Here is an 18,871-nt window from a genome sequence, read left to right as displayed (position 1 = left end):
TTGGGATAAGAGCTTCGTTGGCGCATGAAAATCCTGGCGATTAAGGGCGATCGCGTCCGCTTAAAAATACGCGGACACCATCGCCCTTAATGCTGGAGTTTTGAAGGTGACTTGGCCAGACGCTTACCCTGGAACAGATGACGAGCATCGTGTACGTCGGCAGCTCGCCCCTCTAAAAGTGCGCCGGATGGCATCCGAAAACTCGGCTGCCATCGCAATTGAGACGAGAAAAAAATCTCAGACGCTTAATCGAGCGGATTCATTCATGCGACTTGAAAGGTTCTCAATATTGGAGCCCGGAATATTACCAAGCATACCCACACACTCCTGAATCAGCTTTGCGCCCTGATCGCCTGGGCCGTGATGCATGATAATCCGATCGGGACGCACGACTACTAACGTACCTTTGACCGCCAAGGGCAAAAAAGCATTATTGAGGTCCTCAAGAAAATTCGGGGTGTTTTCTCGACATTGACCATGAGGGCAGATTTGCAAAAAGTCACCTCCCACCGAGGCCCATAGATCTCTATGGTGCTGGTCCAGGACCGCTCTTGGATCCACACCAAATCCGATCAGGGTAAGACCGTCCCCTAGGCTGTCGTCACTTAATCGTGTGTGTTGTTTGGAGTCACGCACCCAGGCTTGAGGAAACAGGCCGCCGCGAACCAACTTGTCGCCACGGCGGTGGCGAAAAAAGAGACCGTTTTTGAAAATATTCTTCGGTTTGATGTCCAGCTCTTCAAAAAATCTTCGGGTGGTCGGCGTCAGTGTCAGAGATCGCATCACCCCATGTATAAAAAAGGCTGCAATCTTATTGCGTGGCATCACCAGGCGTCCCATGAACTTGGCCATATTGATCATTTTCTGGGCATGAGGCCGACGCTCTAAATCGTAGGAATTGAGCACTGCATTTGAAGCCTGACCGCGAAGCACCCAGGTCAACTTCCAAGCCAGATTGGCCACGTCACGAAGACCGGCGACCAAACCCTGACCAACAAAAGGTGGGGTGATATGAGCAGCGTCGCCGACGAGAAACACCCGGCCTTTTTGAAAGCTCTGGCAGCAGCGTGCATGGAAACGATAGACCGCCTTGCGCTCGATTTTCACCTCTTGAGCAGGAGACCAGCGCGCCAGTAGTTTGGCGACATTCTCGGCGTTTTCCATATCTTCGCGTTTTTCTCCAGGTTGCAGCATGAACTCCCAACGCTCTCGCCCTCCCGGGGCAGGCATATGGGGAGTCGGCCGTTGCGGATCGCATAAAAACTCAACATGATTGATAGCTGTTTGAAGACGGTCACAGGCATCGACAATGAGCCAATCCTCGGCGTATGTGCAGCCTTGAAAATCCTGACCGATCAACGTCCTGACTTTAGAGCTAGCTCCATCTGCACCTACAAGGTACTTAGTATGGACCCGGTGGGTTTGACCGTCTTCACCCATTATTGACGCTGTCACACCGCCCTCCTCCTCGACGAGCCCTTCCAGTTCCATGCCTCCCAGGCTTGTGACAGACTCAAAGCTGGCATACTGCGCCCGCATCGCATGTTCAAGGTCGGGCTGGTAGAAGGTGACGAGCTTGGGATGTCCGTCGAGGCTGCCGCTGGTGTTGGCACGAGAAAATTGGCCAATCACCGTTGAACGCATTCGCACTTCCGGAATAACAATCTTTTCAAAGGCATCTTCAGCTAATCCTGCGAGCTGCAGTATGCGAAGGGCCTCGTTATCCAGCGCAATGGCCCGAGGCATAAGCAGTACATCATGGGACTTGTCCAGAACAAGCGTCTTGATGCCGTATCGTCCCAGTAACGCGGCAAGTGTAGCCCCTACCGGACCATTGCCGACCACTATTACATCAACCGAAAGAGGTAACTGCTTGGAGTGGTTTTTGTTGTTCATTTTGAGCTCTTATTATTGTGGTAATGGTCAAAAATTCAAGAGATTGTTGTAGTACCCATGAGCGCCGGCTGAAAGAGGCGAGCCAATACTGGACAACCGAACACCTCGGAAAAGCAACTCATGATGCAACCATAGTTCAAATCTACAGGTTATAAATCAAGTTAAAACTTAAAACACAAACCTCAGGGGACGAAGACAGACAAAAACGCGCTCCCTTTTCACACATCCGGACAGGACCAGCGTTTTAACTACTCAGGCCAATTAAGACTTCACAAAATGTCCGGAATTTATATCCATAAATGCTTGGGTAATTTCCTGTTCGGTATTCATGACGAACGGCCCTCCTAGCACAATCGGCTCATTGATAATGCAGCTTGCGTACATTAAAAGGCGCAACGAGGTTCGTGCGCTTACTCTGAGCGTGGACAGTTGATCGGCAGGTGGAATGCTTGTCCACGCCACGTGTCCGGTAGCTACCTGCTGCTCCTCAATACCCAGCAAAGCATCACCAGCCAGAAGATATACAAATACCCGCTGTTCCGCAGGAACTGGCAGGTCAAAGGTAATGCCTGCATCAAGCTTCAGATCTATCAGGGTAATCGGCCAGGTTGATCCATACGGCATATGGACATCCCCTAACGAGCCAGCATAGACACGAGCTTCAACTCCAGCCTCGCGATACACCGGCGCATTCGCCTGATCAAGGTCGGAATACCTGGCAGGGGTTGATTTGAGGCTAGCTGGAAGATTCAACCACAGTTGCAAACTATGGACTCCGTGCGGGCCAGGCATTTCGCTGTGAAAAACCCCTGCCCCCGCCGTCATGAACTCCACAGCGCCAGCGCTTAGCGTTCCACTTGCACCGGTGTGGTCCTCATGCAGCAACTGCCCATCAACAACAAAGGTGACCGTCTCCATGCCTCGATGCGGGTGAGTCGGAAATCCCGCCGGTGGTGCAAACCAGTCCTCAGCCATCAGCAGGAATGGACTATTTTCCACGGCATTTTCAGGCGATATTACCAAGCGAGCAAAATGATTGGTACCACGGTACTGTGGCTCACCTGCATGTCCTATTTTCAGAATCGAGAGCGTCATAGCGCGCGCCTCCGAGCCTTGACTTCGATAGAGTTCCCGGAGGTGGGGTCGTTGATTCGAATGCCCTTCTGTACGACGGAGCCAAACTTAAGAAGCTCAGCACGCGACCTAAAAGACAGGTACACACAAAGTATCGCAAGAAAAACAGCCGGCACGGCCTGGACCAAAGGAGTATAAGTGACATGGTAGTAGATGGCTCCGAGCATGATGATAGCAATACCAAGAGCCGACAGTGCGCGCAAAGGACGGATGATCAAACCAAAAGCCCCGAACATTTCGCATACGCCAATAAAATATCCAACCCAGGCGGGCATACCCATCTTGAAAAAACCGTCATGAATGGCGGGCACTCCAGCAAGATTTGCCAAACCAGCACTGCCAACAACAACCGCAACCACAACTACTGCCGAACCAAAGAGACAGCGCTTTATTATTTTCATTTCAGCCTCCACCTGTCACACACAACACCCATGAACCGCCGATGGACTCCTCCTCTATTCGATTTTTACAATGATTTTCCCGTTTGATTTTCCCTGCTCGCAACACTGCTGAGCAGCCACGATTTCATCCAGCTTAAATACGCGACCAATGTGAGGGCGAATGTCACCCGAGCCTACGCGAGCATTTAGTTCGAGCATCGCGTTTTCATTGGGTTTGAAGGTCGCCCAGTAATAACGATGTACCCCTATTTTTTTTGCGTGCCTTTTGTATTTTTGAAAGAGAACAAAGTTTTTTATTGCGCCCTTTAACAGGCCATACTCATCAAACGTTTTCAGTAACGGATGAATGATCGTCACAAATACCCCCGCTCCCTCTTTATTCAGGATATTCAACGTCTTCTCTTCAAGTGCTCCACCCACTGTTTCCAAGGCCACGTCATAGCCTGAGAGGCTTGTGGCATAGTCTTCTAGTTCGTAGTCGATTATCACGTCAGCTCCGAACGCACGCACACTCTCCATCTGAGTTTTGTTGCATGTAGTGGCAACATGCGCGCCCCAGGACTTGAGCAACTGAATTGCAAAAGAGCCTATTCCACCTGCGCCCCCCTGGACGAAAACCTGCTTCCCCTTGGCATTGCTCGCATTCAGCCCCGCCTTCACGACAAGCGCATCCCATACTGTACAAACCACGTAGGGAAATGACGCCGCTTCCTCATACGAAAGCGATACCGGCTTACGTACGACTTCTGTGGATTTGGCAACTACATACTGTGAATACGCACCGCTCGATTTAGTGCTGGAGATTCCGTACACAGCATCGCGCACGGCCAAACTCTTCACTTTTGTGCCTATCTTGAGCACTTCTCCAGAGACATCTCGCCCCAGAACGAGTGGAAGTCCGAATCCCCTCATTTTGTTAAATACGACCCGGCCGTACCCTTCGCGCACGCGACAATCGATAGGATTAACAGAAGTGGCGTACTGCCGAACTAGGACCTCGTCCGGACCTACGTCCGGTACAGGTAAGCTCTCGATCTTCAAAACCTCAGAGGCCGATCCATACTCGCGAACAACCGCGCATTTCATGCTGTTACTCATAATTTCTCTCTGTCACGCAAAAAATACGAAACGCTTAATTTTTATCCGTTGTTGAAGGGCGCATTCAACGCATGCACCCTTTACGCAGAGCATCTTGCAAACCGCTCAAGCTTTATTTTTTGAGCGTGGTTCTGCGTGCCGAATCCGATTGCGCCAACATCATGTTGAACACCACTTTATCCAAGCCGGGCATTCGCAAAGCCCATCCGGCAAAACGTGCGGCCAATGCCGAGCTGGCATCGAGCGGGAACGCAAGACGCACAAAGTCGTAGGCATCCTTGAGATCCTGAGTCGTTACGGCTGAAACAATTCTTTGCGCTGCACTGTGCAACCTTAATGCAAGCGCCTGTTGATCCACTGCCACCAGGCTCCCATTCGACTTGAGCACTCGCCCCTCAACCATCACCGTATCGACATCTGCAACACTGGCCTGCATAACAACGGCTTTTATTGGATCAAGAACAGGAGCCATATGCGTGCTATCCGTTCGCAGGAAAATCAGATCCGCTTTCTTACCGACCTCAATACTCCCCACTTCATTTTCCAGGCCCGCGACACGAGCACCTTCAATGGTGACCGCTCGCAATGCAGCCTCCGCAGTCAAGGCCAAGCGTTCGGGCATGATCCGGCGGGCACCCAGCCTGTCGTTGGCGGCCATTCTGCCTGCTGCAAGGGCCAGGCGTATTTGGGTGAAGATATCTCCCGAACCTCCAGAAACAATATCTGCTCCCAAGCCACAAGGAACACCCAACTCTCTGGCAAGTGGCCATACAGGCGTTCCCATGCCCATCTGCATCTCACTTTCAGGAGTGACGGAAAGCGTGGCACCTAGCGACGCTATGCGGGATAAGTCGTCTTTTGTGAGCACATTTCCGTGGACGAAGAGTGTTCGATCATCCACCAGGCCTTTGGAGAGCATACGAGTGACATAGCGTGTCCCGCGGGCGAAAGGCCCATTGGCGACATGAATTGAATATCGGTGTGCGTCCAGATTTCGGGCAAGTCGCACTTCCGCTTCTGTAAAGTGAAGGGGCGCAAAAAGGAACTCGCTCGCGCCCAGTCCAAAGCGAATCAATCCGTCACTGGCCGAAAGACGGCTCGCACGAAATCGCTCGGCATCTCTGTGCCGCCAGGTCGTGGTGAACGTTCGCGCCGCATCGACAGGTTTTCCCGCATCGCAGACATCTGCCAACCCATAGCAGAAAACCGCCCGTATACCCGCAGCCTCCAGCCCCGAGAGCAGCGCATCCGCATGATCCGGCGTGGCGACAAGATGGGAATGATCGACAACCGTCGTCACACCGGAGTTGAGCGCGTCCAGGGCTCCGGCATAGTTACCTAACTCAGCATCCTCTGCGGTGAAGTGCGGAGCGAATCCGTATCTGAGCTTGGCCATATAGTCGTACAAAGTGCCATCGCCCAATTGGGCGCGAAGCAACGACTGCCAAACGTGGCGATGCGTGTCAATCATGCCGGGCATCACAATAGCACCCCGAGCATCGATTATCGGCACTCCCGAAATACCCAGGTCGGTTCCGATAGCCGCAATACGACCGTCCTCAACCAGAATCTCCGCCAATCCCGAAATAGGGGCGGTTTCAGCCATGGTCAGCAGATTGGCGTTCGTAATCAAAGTGCGCTGGAGCATTAACTGATCCCTGGTTTTTGTTGGAGTAGGTGAAAACGGCCATCTGCTTCAAAGCGACGCATCTAGCCAAACGTCTATCAGATTGTTCTGCTGTCGCAATCCAGCCCCAACTACCTTGCTCACGGGCGGCGGAGCATCCAAATTCCGATCTAGAAACTCAAGCAAATTGAACACACATGATCAATATCAGTCAAGCCTGAATCTCCTGCCTCACCTGAAATTGCCAAAAAACAAGGCCAGAATCCGCGATTACTTATGGAGTAAAGCGAAGAAATACTTCCACCTCCTGATAAACACCTCGAAAAACATGAACACGCATGATCATTCTAATAATCCATCAATCTCACCCCCATGCCAACGCTGATAGTCCTGTGATTCATCCCCCACAGTCACGACATTGTCGCGACATGGCGGCGGTACGCTTCCATGGCTTCGACTCTGGAGGCAAACACAGCATGGCGCACGCTCTCCAGCCATGGCGTGCCGTACTCCATTTCCTGAAACCGTTCAGCACTCTGGTTCAATGATGAACACAAAATACTCAGTCTTCGCCTGCTTACTTACCTTGCCAACGTTCGCTGCCGCGCAGACGGCATCACCGGCAGATTCTTCTACGTGGGGTCTCGGGCTGGCCGTGGGAATATCGGAAAGCCCCTACGCCGGTGAAGGAACAAAAATCACACCGTTGCCATTGATTCACTATGAAGGTGAGCGCTTCTTTATCCGGGCCACGACCGGCGGCGCCCACCTGATCCGCAACGATTTCTTCGAGCTGAACGCCATCGCCTCGCTGCGCACTGACGGGATAGATGCCAAGGACTTTGGAAGAAAGGACCTGGCCCGCAACGGCATTGATCGAGACCTACTAGATGATCGTGATAATGGTGTGGACATTGGCCTTTCTGCCGAATGGCGTAGTGTGGCTGGCAAGCTGGAGCTGACTGCAAAAGCCGATGCAACCGGCGCCAGCGACGGATTCGAGCTGTCCGCCAAGTACGGCTATGAATTTAACGTCGGTCGCGGCAACCTTGAACCTAGCATCAGCGTTAGCTACCTCTCGAAGGATATGGCTAATTACTACTACGGCACCCTGAAAGACGAGGTTTCGCGAGGCGTTGTTGATTACAAGCCTGGCGCCGCCACTATTCCCGAGCTGGGTCTGACCTACACCCACCCGATCGGTGAGAACTGGCACTTCATGAGCTCAGTGCAATACAAGTTTCTGCCCAACGACATAAGCGACAGCCCGCTTATTGAAGCCGACACCGATGGTGAGGGTTCAGTCATTTTCGCTCTCTCCAGGAGTTTCTGATGCACTGTGCCCGTCAATGCCGCTCCAGTTGGGACAGGTCACAACGTGGCATCTAGCCCAAAGTACCGCGCTGTTGATCAGTCCATGACGGCGGCCCGCGCTCCATACACAAACTAAAGAGCCTGTCCTTTTATGACCGGGAAAACCAGTGCGCCGCATGACGGTCGACCACCGGGCAATCTTCGACGCCCGACGTTTATTGGGGCTGTCATTCTTTTGATCGTACTGGCTGTTGTGCCCCTGTGGTGGTTGGCGCGGCATCCTACGGACACTCAGACTGTTGACCCCGTTGAGGGCGCTGCCGCGGCGCTTACCGTTACTGATGCAGCAGTAAGCCGAGTTGAATGGCCAGTACAACTGGATGCTTCAGGGGCCATCGCGCCATGGCAGGAGGCTATTATCGGAGTGCAGGTCGGCGGGATTCGACTCACGGAGATTCTCGTCGGCCCGGGTGATACCGTGCACCGCGGTCAAGTGCTGGCTCGTTTCGAAACGGAGTTCCTTCATACAGACGTCGCACAACTGCACGCAGCATTCAGACAAGCCAAGGCACAAGCGAAACAAGCCATTTCCAATCGTGACCGCGCCCTCCAACTCAAGACAGACGGTGGCATGAGCCAGCAGGAGGTGTCGCAGGCGGTTACACACGCCGAAACGGCAGTGGCACAAGTTGAACTGAGCCAGGCTCAGTTGGACGCGCGGAAACTACAGCTGGGGTACGCCACGGTGCTCTCACCTGACGATGGCGTTATCAGCGACCGCAGCGCAACGATAGGCTCCGTCAGCACAGTCGGCGAGGAGTTGTTCCGGCTGATCCGTCAACACCGGCTCGAATGGCGGGGTGAACTGACCGCGTCGCAACTGAACCAGGTTGAGCAAGGCCAGTGGGTGACGCTAGAACTACCTGATGGTCAGATCGCCAAGGCAAAGGTGCGGCAAATGGCGCCGTCACTGGATCCGCAAACGCGTCTGGCGATGGTGTACGCGGACATCATCCCTGGCAGTACAGCGCGCGCGGGCATGTATGCACAGGGACGCATAGTGGTGGCACAGGAGCATGCAGAAGTGGTGCCCGCAAGCAGCGTAGTTATCCGGGATGGGCGCAGTCATGTGTTCAGGCTTACTACGCAGGAAGGTGTGATGAAAGCGTCTCTCCAGGCCGTAAAGGTCGGCCGTCGCCAGGCTCAGGATGTTGAGATTTTGCAGGGACTAACCGATGGCGACCGGGTGCTGGTGCAAGGCGCCGGCTTCCTGAACGATGGCGACCGCGTGCGGGTCGTCAAAGCACCCGATATTGTCATTCCGACCGCTGCGACTGCGCAGAGGGCATCACAATGAACCTGGCCACATGGTCCATCCGCAACCCCATTCCTTCCATCCTGCTGTTCGCACTGCTCACGCTGGCGGGCATATGGGGACTATGGGCGTTACCGATTCAGGATCTACCCGACGTGGATATGCCGGCCGTTCGCATCGAGCTCTCACAGCCCGGCGCGGCACCTGCTCAACTTGAAACCGAGGTGGCGCGCAAAGTCGAAGACTCTCTGGCGACCCTCGATAGAATCAAGCATATTCGGACCCTGGTCACCGACGGCAACGTGAACATATCGGTGGAGTTTGAGCTAGGCAAGCCTGTCTCCGACGCATTGATTGAAACCAAGGATGCCGTTGATCGAGTGCGCTCGGACTTGCCCAGCGACCTGCTGCAGCCTGCGATCAGTGCGGCGCGTGCCAGCAGTGAGTCGATTCAGACCTACGCCATCGCTATGCCGACCATGGACGAAGAAGCTCTGTCATGGTTTGTTGACGACACCGTGGCCAAAACGATCCTGGGTGTGAAAGGGGTTGGTCGCTTTGAGCGTATCGGAGGCGTGACGCGGGAAGTCCGGGTGACGCTGGACCCGGCGCTTCTCATCGCGCACGCCGCTACTGTCGGTGAAGTATCTCTCGCTTTGGGCAGTGTTCAGCAGCAAAGCTCAGGAGGTCGCGGCAAGCTCGGTGGCGGTGCGCAAGCGGTGCGCACTATTTCGCTGGTCGGCCAGGCTGCGGAATTATCGGCGCTGCCGATTGCACTGGCGGACGGGCGATCGCTACGACTCGATCAACTGGCAACTGTCACTGATACCGTTGCTGAGCGTAGTCAGATCGCACTGCTGGATGGAAAGCCCGTTGTTGGTTTTCGGATCTACCCAGCCAAGGGCCAGGATGTTACGCGCCTAGCCGCCGGGGTCGAGTCGGCGCTGGCACAATTGCAACAAACGCGACCGGGTATGCAAGCGACCCTGATGACAAACAGCGTGGACTACACGCAAGAGCAATTCAAGGGCTCGCTGTACATGCTCTACGAGGGCGCGATTCTGGCCGTGCTGGTGGTCTGGCTGTTTCTGCGAGACTGGCGTGCGATGCTGGTGGCCGCATCAGCCCTACCGCTTTCGATCCTTCCGACGTTCGCCGCTATGGCGTGGTTCGGCTTCTCGCTGAACACGGTGAGTCTGCTGGCGCTCGCGGTGATAGTCGGGATTCTGGTGGACGATGCCATCGTGGAAGTGGAAAACATTGAACGCCACGCCCGCATGGGTAAGCCCATGGGTGAAGCAACAGCCGATGCCGTCACGGAGATTGCGCTCGCGGTGATTGCCACCACTATGGCGCTAGTCGTGGTGTTTCTACCCACCGCAATGATGGGCGGGGTACCAGGCCTGTTCTTTCGGGAGTTTGGCTGGACGGCCGTGGTGGCAGTTCTTGCTTCGTTGCTGGTTGCTCGACTGATTACGCCAATGATGGCCGTGCATTGGCTGAAACCACACCCTATGGGTACTGAAGCATCCAAAACAGCGGTGGATGGCCGTGTGATGAGCACCTATCTGCGCTTGGCGCAATGGTGCCTGACGCATCGCGGAACCACGCTGGTATTAACGTTCGCGTTCATGGGCGGCTCTTTGGCCCTGGTGCCTTATTTGCCAGCGGGTTTGATGCCGGCCTCTGATCGCGGATACACGACAGTCAGCATTGAGCTTCCCCCTGGCAGCGCATTACAGGACACGCTTACGGCAGCCGAAGCCGCCCGCATTCACATGGCCGCGTTGCCTGGAGTCCTGCGCGTCTTATCTACCGTCGGCGCGGCACAGGCGGACAGTGATGCTTTGCAGGGTGGCGACGTGCGCAGAGGAACCCTGGACATCACTCTAATGCCAAGGGGTGAACGCGGCGATCAGACGTCTATTGAAAACACCATGCGCATCGCCTTACAAAATGTGCCGGGGGCTCGCTTCACTGTCGGCAGTGGCAACATCGGCGAACAGATGTCGATCATTTTGAGCAGTGATGACGCCGTAGCGCTCAAAGCCGGGGCTCAGGGTCTTGAGTCGGAACTCAGAGGCGTAAAGGGGCTGTCCAACGTGAGTTCCACGGCGAGCCTGGAGCGCCCGGAAATCACCGTTCGGCCCGATCTATTGCGCGCTGCTGAACAGGGCGTGAGCACCGCCTCCATAGGAGAGACGGTGCGAATTGCTACGGCTGGCGATACAGACTCACAACTTGCGAGGCTCAATCTCGACAACCGACAGGTTTACATACGCACACGAGTGCCTGACTCTGTTCAGCAAGATCTAAAAGCCCTGGGCGATCTCAGGGTGCGCGCACGCGAAGGACTTGTACCGCTGGCCAGCGTTGCACACATCAACGTAAGCAGTGGCCCGGCACAGATTGAACGCTACGACCGGCGCCGTTACGTGACCATCAGCGCCGAACTGGGCGGAACACCGCTGGGTCAGGCGTTGGCTGACACCCTGGCGTTGCCGTCGGCACGAGCCATGCCGTCCAGTGTGCACGTTATCCAGGCAGATGACGCCGAACTCATGGAAGAGTTAGGCCGGGGATTTGGTATGGCCATCCTCATCGGTGTCGTGTGCGTTTACTGTGTCCTGGTGCTGCTTTTCAAAGATTTTCTTCATCCATTCACCATTCTTTCGGCAATCCCTTTGTCATTGGGCGGTGCCTTTATCGGGCTGCTTCTGGCGGGAAGTGAACTGGACATCCCCTCCATGATTGGACTGATCATGCTCATGGGCATTGTGACCAAAAATTCTATTTTGCTTGTCGAGTACACGATTGTGACGATGCGTGAACAGGGAATGAGACTGAATACCGCATTGCTTGATGCTTGTCACAAACGGGCGCGCCCTATCGTAATGACGACCCTCGCCATGATCGCCGGAATGCTGCCGATAGGTTTGGGGTTGGGTGCCGATGCGAGCTTCCGTCAGCCAATGGCTGTAGCCGTGATCGGCGGACTTATTACATCCACGGCCCTTAGCTTACTGGTCGTGCCTGTAGTCTTTTCCTGCATGGAGGGAGCTCGGCGCCGGATACGATTCTGGCTATCCTCGCACTTCGCAGCCGGGAATCCAGTTCACTCATGACAATAATGAGCGCGAGGAAATACGCACCGAATCCACGTAGGATGTCTTTTAACGCTGCTATGGATCTGCCTGTCAGTGAACACTAACTCGACTCATACTGCCCCCCTCCAGATACTCATTATTGAGGACAACCACTCGCTGGCCGCCAACATATTCGACTATCTGGAAGCTTGTGGACACATCCCGGATGCCGCACCGGACGGCAACTCGGGATTAAACCTCGCCATTCAGAATCATTACGACGCAATCATCCTGGACTGGATGCTACCTAGAATGGATGGCATCAGTGTCCTGCGCAAACTTCGTGAAGAGCATGGGTGCTTAATTCCCATCATCATTCTCACAGCCAAGAATCAACTCGAAGGCAAGCTGTTGAGCTTCGAGAATGGAGCTGATGATTACCTGGTCAAGCCTATTGCCTTGCCCGAGCTCGAGATCCGCTTACGCGTGCTGGTCCGTCGCGCACAGACCAATGCACCGGCGGGGCGTACGCTACGTGTACATGACCTGAACTACAACCTCGATAGTCTGGAGGTGGCCAGGGGCCCACGCCTTCTCACGCTCTCTGGGACCTTAAGAAACATCCTGGAGCTATTAATGCGGGAGTCTCCGAAGACTGTGCGTCGCGATCGAATCGAGGACCTGATTTGGGGTGAAAATGTCCCCGAGGGTGATTTACTGCGCTCATATATGCATTTGCTACGACGCGCTATCGACCAAAATGGAGTAGATAAGCTGCTGCATACCGTTACCGGTGTGGGTTATCGCCTCGGCAGAGCGTCCCAATGAAGTTTCCCTGGCGCTTGCGCAGTGTGCAGTGGCTGATCAATGTCAGCTTTGTGATGTTTGGTGCAATGCTCGCGCTCGCACTGGTGGTTCAAGGTAACTTGAGTCAAGGGTTGATTGAACACCCGATCTGGCGACAAGTCCTCGAGTCGAGCACTCAGAGTATCCTGCAATCATCCAAGACCGATCTTGGTGGGACACTTCCCACCAAAGGCCCGGTGAAGGGCTGGCTACTACCCAATGATGTGGCCGCTCCTCCCGACATGCCTGCTTTACTGGCCACGCTAACGCCCGGGTTTCACGGAGAAAGCGAATTGGATGACCTCACAAACGCCTCGCCATTCGCATCGCTCTTATCAATTCTCATACCAAGATGGGGTCCCTTCGCCGACGCACCGGACGATACAACCCGTCCCCGCGATTACGCAGCCTTAGTGACGCCTGTGCCGCAGGGCAGATTGATTATGGTGGTCGACTTGACCGAACTTGAGAACGAACAGAATGGGAGTGTCCAACTCAGCGTAGTGTTTCTACTGCTAAATCTGATAATGATTGGCCTGGTGATTTGGTGGCTCCATCTGAACCTGGCTCGCCCCATAAAAGATCTGGCACGGCGGATGCGCGAACTTGACCCATTAAAACCCTCTCAGCGGCTACCCACGCATTATCGTAAAAGCGAACTTAATACCATCGCTCAGGAAGCAAATGAACACCTTGAGCGTGTAGAGCTTGCGATTGAACGTGAGCGCAGCCTATTGGACCAAGCTAGCCACGAGTTCCGTACCCCGCTGGCAATCATCTCCGGTGCTGCTGACGTACTTCACGCGCAACAATTGCCCCAGCACGTTCAGCGGCCGCTGTATCGCATCGACGAGGCGGTAGAAACGCTTACTCAGATTATGGACGCGCTTCTGTACTTGTCCCGCGAGCCGAGTCCGGAAGAGCGTAGGCAGATCACTCTGCTGCACGGACTTCTCCCGGAGCTTGTGCACGACCACAGCTATCTTCTTGCCGGAAAACCCGTGCGCTACGTGCTCGACGCCCTTGAATCCATAACGTTACAGGCTCCAGAATCCATGGTTCGCATCGCTGCCGGGAACCTGCTCAGAAACGCAGCCGAACATACCCACGAAGGCGAGATCCATGTATCCATTACTGATGGAAAATTGTGCATCCGTGACTCCGGCTCCGGCTTCGATACAACTCAGGCCGCGCATCGCTTCACCAAGTCATTGAAACAACCGGGAAAACGACCTGGTGGTGCAGGCCTGGGACTGTTTCTGACCCAACGAATATGCGAGCGGTTCGGCTGGCGTTTACGGCTGGAATCCTCAGTGTCCGTGGGTACTTCTGCCACCATCGACTTCGGATCGGGCATTCATGTGCACTCGCCCTATCCCTCCAGCCAAACCCGCTGATTGACGGTGTCACATGAGGCTCCCAGTACAGAACAAGGCTTCTGTAATATCACAGAAGCCAGGCTCAACAATGCCAGGGAGCATCAATGTTCAAACGACAGGTCAACGCAAGAACCCCTTCTTCGCCTGCCCCCAACAGACCGGACTTACAGACTCGAGCAGAGTGAATACAGTCACGCCTATTTGGTCGCTGTCGGTGTCAGAGGGATATTGACTCTGCTGAGTGCAGCAATCGGAGCGCTTTCAAACCGGCAAGCGCATAGCTGGTGAGTTCATTGATCGTGCCGGTAAGATCCGCATTGATGTCAGGAAACACAATGTCGCGAATAAGCGGTGGCGAAACAATGAGCACCATGCATGGAACCACTGCGAAAAGGACCCCGCGCTGAACCCCCGGATGGTTTACAGGCAATCCAAGTACACGTGCCACGATAGAGAACAGTATTTGCATTTTCGGCTGGATGGCCTCACGTAACAGCACCGGGATGTGTTCGGTCGGAGCCATGACTTCTTTGATTAGAACCCGCATAGCCCAACCTTTACGGGATTCCGGATAAGGACCGAGCAATGTACACAATAATCTCTCAAACTGTGCATCTGGCGGTGTGCCGTCACCCAGTATGCTATGCAACTCTTCCAGACTGACCATACGGCTGTGCGCCTCTATCAACACAGCCTCGTAAAGCCCGTCCCGCCCGCCGAAGTGGTAGTTGACGGCAGCAGCATTCGTGTTAGCGCGAACACAGATTTCCTTGACCGTGGTGCGACTATAACCCCCATCGGCAAACAGCTCGCCTGCCGTCTCGAGGATATGGATGCGTGTAGTCGTACCATCGGAGCGTGAGCCGCGCTCTACTCGGGGGGGGCGGCTATTTCGTTCAGAAGAGAGATGTCGGAGAAGACTGGCCATCGGAGCCTTGGGTAGTTCCACGGTTTTCTACAAAACTGGCGGTAGGTAAATTGAAATGTTCGAAAAGCATACGCATCACTCGAGCGTGGCACAAGGGTAGCCCGAGGCACGACCACGATGTACACACGCAGGCCGATGCTGCTGTGCCGTCCAGACGTCCGCAGAGGCTGTCAGGTCGAAACGGACGACACCTTAGTTCGACTTCGACAACTGAAATTGGGCTCGGTAGGCCCCCGGAGCAAATCCAACGCGCTCGCGAAACAGGCGTGAAAACGAACTAATATCGCTATAACCCACATAGTGAGCGATTCGCTCGGTGCTCAGATCACCGGCTTCCAGTAATGCCCTCGCCGTGTCAATGCGCAAGTTCTGCAGGTAGGTTAGCGGTGACTGCTTAAGCACCCTATTGAAGCGACGTGTCAAGGTGCGCTCGCTGACTGCCAGCCTCCGTGCCAGATAAGCCATGCGCACCCTCTCCGCAAAATGATCCTGCAACCACTTCTGAGCACGGTGAATCAAAGCGTCACTGTGTGCTTGGTCGGCGATCAGGAGTTGCCGCGGCATCTGTATCGTTTGGGTCAAATCAATCAACATGCTGCGAGCACACTGCATTGCAACAGGCCTTCCCGCAAATTTTTCGAGCATGTGAACGGCTTGCAACAAAAATGCGGCATGCGCACCGCCACACACCAAGCGATCAACCTCGGTCACCACCGGATGCATTTGTAGATCGACCAGCGAGAACCGCTCACGAAAATGCCCTTCCAGCCACCAAGTGGTCGTCGCTACTTTATTGTCGAGCAAACCTGTATCAGCAAGCAGAAAGGTGCCCGTGCAATTCGCGCAAAGCCATGCACCATGCTGCCATTGCTGAACCAGCCATGCACGCAGGACTGCCTGGCTCTCCAGAAACTTCTGAAAGTGCAGCCAACCCCGATAACGCAGAGCCGGGATAAAGATCAGATCGAAATACCGGTTTTTCGGAAGGGGCTGCATGGCCAACTCAAGTCCATTGCTCGCCCGCACAGGCAGCCCGTTATGGGATAAGAAATGCCATTCAAACAACCCGGCTGACGCGTCCCCCTGCCTGGATATGTGCGCATTGGCGACCTGAAGCATGTCAGCAAATCCTCCAATAACGGAAGCGTAGGAGTCGTCAAATCCTAAAATTGCAACGGCAGGCATGGCGGCACCTTAAAAGTTGGATATGGCGGCATTCGCATAGTTTTCGTCGTTTTTGCCTATTACGGCATTCGCTACGGTTCTCTAAAGTTCTCGCTACATTGCGATTCACACTGACGCCGTTATTTCGTCGAGGCGATTTATCACGATTGCGAAATAGCCGAAACGTATCAGGGTATTGACCAGGACAGGAACTGTGTACCTGCACGTACGAGCGTTTAACGACACGGCCGACTCATTGACTTAACCACTTCGATCACGGGGGAAATCATTGGATGCACGTCCTCATTATCCATGCACATAACGAACCTCAGTCGTTCAACGCGGCCATGAAAAATCTCGCAATCGATGAGTTATGCGCTCAAGGGCACTCGGTCGAAACTTCTGACCTCTATGCAATGAAGTGGAATCCTGTCGCCAGTACCGATGATTTTGGCAGTCGCGCCAATCCCGAGTACCTGACCTACGCCCTGGAGCAACGACACAACCACGCACATGGCTCTCTCGCCGCCGATATTCAGTGCGAACTGCACAAGTTACTGAAAGCGGACCTGGTGATTTTCAACTTCCCCATCTATTGGTTCTCGATGCCAGCGATCATGAAAGGCTGGATAGATCGAGTACTGATTTCAGGTGTCTGTTACGGCGGCAAGCGCTTTTACGACCATGGCGGTCTGGTAGGCAAGAAGGCCATGCTTAGCATCACCCTTGGCGGCCAACCTCATATGTTCGACGCAGAGGGTGTACATGGAGACCTCAATGAAATGCTCCGCCCCCTCTTACGCGGCACACTGGCTTACACAGGAATGACTGTTCTGCCCCCGTTCGTGGCTTATCACGTACCCTATATACCCCAGGAGGCACGTACCCAACTGTTAGCGCAATACAGACAGCACTTATGCTCCCTGGACACACTAAAACCCCTTAGATTCGTATCACTCAACCAGTTTGATGAAAAATTGCATCCGGCCTCCAATCAGAAGATTTAGCAGAGACCTGTGCAGCGCAGCCCATTATCCGCTGTCGCTGCGCATTAGTTCCCACTCCTACGCAACGACTCACCGTCAGCCAACTGTCCTCACTTCATCGTTGGCATCGCGAACTCCACGCCTTCGCGCACGCGGATGGAGGGCCAACGCTGGGTGACCGTCTTGCGTCTGGTGTAAAAGCGCACGGCGTCCGGACCATAGGCATGCAGATCGCCGAACAACGAACGCTTCCAGCCGCCGAAGCTGTGATAGGCCACTGGCACGGGAAGTGGCACATTGATTCCGACCATACCCACCTTGATGTTGTCAGAGAAGTATCGAGCCGCCTCACCGTCTCGGGTGAAAATGCAGGTGCCATTGCCGTACTCGTGAGCATCGATCAGGTCCATTGCTTCGCGCATGCTGCTCACCCGCACGATTTGCAGGACCGGGCCAAAAATTTCTTCTCTGTAGCTGAGCATCTCAGGCGTAACGCCGTCGATCAGCGTACCGCCGACGAAAAAACCGCTTTCGTAGCCAGCCACCTTCGGATTGCGGCCATCGACGACAACGCTGGCGCCCTGAGCCTCTGCGCTGTTGATATAGCCAATAACTTTTTCCTGATGCTGCCTGGTGATCAACGGACCGAAGTCATTGCTGCTATCGCTGTAGGCACCCACCTTCAGTTTTTGCATGGCGACCCGCATTTTCTCGACTAAAGCATCGCCGACGCCCTCCCCGACCGCAATAGCCACCGACAGCGCCATACAGCGTTCGCCGGAGGAACCAAAAGCCGCACCCAGCAACTGATTGACAGCGTTATCGATATCCGCGTCAGGCATCACTATGGCGTGGTTTTTCGCGCCACCTAGGGCCTGGCAGCGTTTGCCATTGGCATTGGCTGTTGTGTAGATATATTCGGCCACAGCGGTGGAACCCACAAAACTGACGGCCTGAACACGCGCATCATTAAGTAGGGTGTCCACCGCCACTTTGTCGCCGTTGACCACATTCATGACACCCTTAGGCAGTCCGGCCTCATGAAGCAATTGAGCGATGAATAGCGTCGAGCCAGGATCGCGCTCAGATGGTTTCAAGATAAAGCAGTTACCGCAGGCGATAGCCATCGGGAACATCCACAGCGGTACCATTACCGGAAAGTTGAACGGGGTAATGCCTGCGACGACACCGAGGGGGTGAAACTCACTCCACGAGTCGATGTTGGGCCCTACGTTTTTGCTGTGCTCGCCTTTTAGCAGTTCAGCTATGCCGCAGGCATACTCCACATTTTCAATGCCGCGTTGCAGCTCACCCAACGCGTCGTGGCTTATCTTGCCGTGTTCCTCACCGATCATTTGCACAATACGATCGGCGTTTCGCTCCAACAGCTCTTTGAAGCGAAACATAATCCGGGCACGCTTGATCGGCGGAGTATTGCACCACTGCGGGAAAGCCGCTTCGGCAGCAGCGATAGCCGACTCGACGGTTTGCCTGGAAGCGAGGCCGACCTGTTTATCCGCTTCTCCGGTGGACGGGTTGAAAATGTCCTGAAATCGCTCGGCATCGGTGACGATCTCGCCGTTGATCAGGTGCCCTACAGTTTTCATGTGTTTACTCCTGTTTTTGTTAACAAGACGGCACTGTCCCGCAATAGGTTTACGGGTCAACACCTTCCGGCTTGTGCGCGTCTGGAATAA

The 18,871-nt window shown here is 54.5% G+C and carries 14 protein-coding genes; 6 read left to right on the top strand and 8 right to left on the bottom strand.

Features of this window, described 5'->3' with window-relative positions:
- Positions 1–237 precede the first annotated feature (237 nt).
- From AACY50_RS26455 to AACY50_RS26435, 5 genes are all read right to left on the bottom strand, one after another.
- Positions 238–1,896, bottom strand: a complete 1,659-nt coding sequence (locus tag AACY50_RS26455; RefSeq protein ID WP_339508480.1) for a bifunctional 3-(3-hydroxy-phenyl)propionate/3-hydroxycinnamic acid hydroxylase — start codon at positions 1,894–1,896, stop codon at positions 238–240.
- A gap of 261 nt (positions 1,897–2,157) precedes the next feature.
- Entirely contained in the window at positions 2,158–2,991 is an 834-nt protein-coding gene (locus tag AACY50_RS26450) for a pirin family protein (protein ID WP_339539557.1), read from the bottom strand.
- Positions 2,988–3,431: a DoxX family protein gene (locus AACY50_RS26445; protein WP_339539555.1), complete on the bottom strand. Its 444-nt coding sequence runs from the start codon at positions 3,429–3,431 to the stop codon at positions 2,988–2,990. The genes AACY50_RS26450 and AACY50_RS26445 overlap by 4 nt, the downstream gene beginning before the upstream one ends.
- A 54-nt stretch (positions 3,432–3,485) precedes the next feature.
- Positions 3,486–4,529, bottom strand: coding sequence for a zinc-binding dehydrogenase (locus AACY50_RS26440; RefSeq protein WP_339508486.1), 1,044 nt, complete (start codon positions 4,527–4,529; stop codon positions 3,486–3,488).
- A 112-nt stretch (positions 4,530–4,641) separates the two neighbouring features.
- The gene (locus AACY50_RS26435; RefSeq protein ID WP_339539553.1) at positions 4,642–6,177 is read right to left on the bottom strand and encodes an amidohydrolase family protein; all 1,536 of its coding nucleotides are present in this window, start codon (positions 6,175–6,177) and stop codon (positions 4,642–4,644) included.
- Positions 6,178–6,703: 526 nt separating this feature from the next.
- On the opposite strand from AACY50_RS26435, the gene AACY50_RS26430 reads away from it, so the two are divergent.
- The 5 genes from AACY50_RS26430 to AACY50_RS26410 all read left to right on the top strand — a co-directional run bounded on the left by AACY50_RS26430 (position 6,704) and on the right by AACY50_RS26410 (position 14,114).
- Complete coding sequence (locus AACY50_RS26430) at positions 6,704–7,489, top strand: MipA/OmpV family protein (RefSeq protein WP_137211890.1); 786 nt, start codon at positions 6,704–6,706, stop codon at positions 7,487–7,489.
- 132 nt (positions 7,490–7,621) lie between these two features.
- Positions 7,622–8,827: an efflux RND transporter periplasmic adaptor subunit gene (locus AACY50_RS26425; protein ID WP_339539551.1), complete on the top strand. Its 1,206-nt coding sequence runs from the start codon at positions 7,622–7,624 to the stop codon at positions 8,825–8,827.
- A complete protein-coding gene (locus AACY50_RS26420) occupies positions 8,824–11,910 on the top strand; it encodes an efflux RND transporter permease subunit (protein ID WP_339539549.1) in 3,087 nt (1,028 codons plus the stop codon). The genes AACY50_RS26425 and AACY50_RS26420 overlap by 4 nt, the downstream gene beginning before the upstream one ends.
- Before the next feature lie 75 nt (positions 11,911–11,985).
- Positions 11,986–12,699 carry a response regulator transcription factor gene (locus AACY50_RS26415; RefSeq protein WP_339539547.1) on the top strand — a complete coding sequence of 238 codons (714 nt, stop codon included), beginning with the start codon at positions 11,986–11,988 and terminating at the stop codon, positions 12,697–12,699.
- Entirely contained in the window at positions 12,696–14,114 is a 1,419-nt protein-coding gene (locus AACY50_RS26410; protein WP_339539545.1) for a sensor histidine kinase, read from the top strand. The genes AACY50_RS26415 and AACY50_RS26410 overlap by 4 nt, the downstream gene beginning before the upstream one ends.
- 199 nt (positions 14,115–14,313) lie before the next feature.
- On the opposite strand, the gene AACY50_RS26405 is transcribed toward AACY50_RS26410, so the two are convergent.
- Complete coding sequence (locus AACY50_RS26405; RefSeq protein ID WP_339508498.1) at positions 14,314–15,024, bottom strand: TetR/AcrR family transcriptional regulator; 711 nt, start codon at positions 15,022–15,024, stop codon at positions 14,314–14,316.
- 192 nt (positions 15,025–15,216) lie between these two features.
- Positions 15,217–16,209, bottom strand: coding sequence for a GlxA family transcriptional regulator (locus AACY50_RS26400; protein ID WP_339508499.1), 993 nt, complete (start codon positions 16,207–16,209; stop codon positions 15,217–15,219).
- A 272-nt stretch (positions 16,210–16,481) separates the two neighbouring features.
- On the opposite strand from AACY50_RS26400, the gene AACY50_RS26395 reads away from it, so the two are divergent.
- Positions 16,482–17,195, top strand: coding sequence for an NAD(P)H-dependent oxidoreductase (locus AACY50_RS26395; protein WP_339539542.1), 714 nt, complete (start codon positions 16,482–16,484; stop codon positions 17,193–17,195).
- 89 nt (positions 17,196–17,284) lie between these two features.
- On the opposite strand, the gene AACY50_RS26390 is transcribed toward AACY50_RS26395, so the two are convergent.
- Positions 17,285–18,781 carry a CoA-acylating methylmalonate-semialdehyde dehydrogenase gene (locus AACY50_RS26390; protein WP_339508503.1) on the bottom strand — a complete coding sequence of 499 codons (1,497 nt, stop codon included), beginning with the start codon at positions 18,779–18,781 and terminating at the stop codon, positions 17,285–17,287.
- Positions 18,782–18,871: the final 90 nt, after the last annotated feature.

The organism is Pseudomonas sp. RA_15y_Pfl2_54 (assembly GCF_963971015.1).
Classification (GTDB): domain Bacteria; phylum Pseudomonadota; class Gammaproteobacteria; order Pseudomonadales; family Pseudomonadaceae; genus Aquipseudomonas; species Aquipseudomonas baetica_A.
This window is presented reverse-complemented; position numbering and strand designations above follow the sequence as displayed.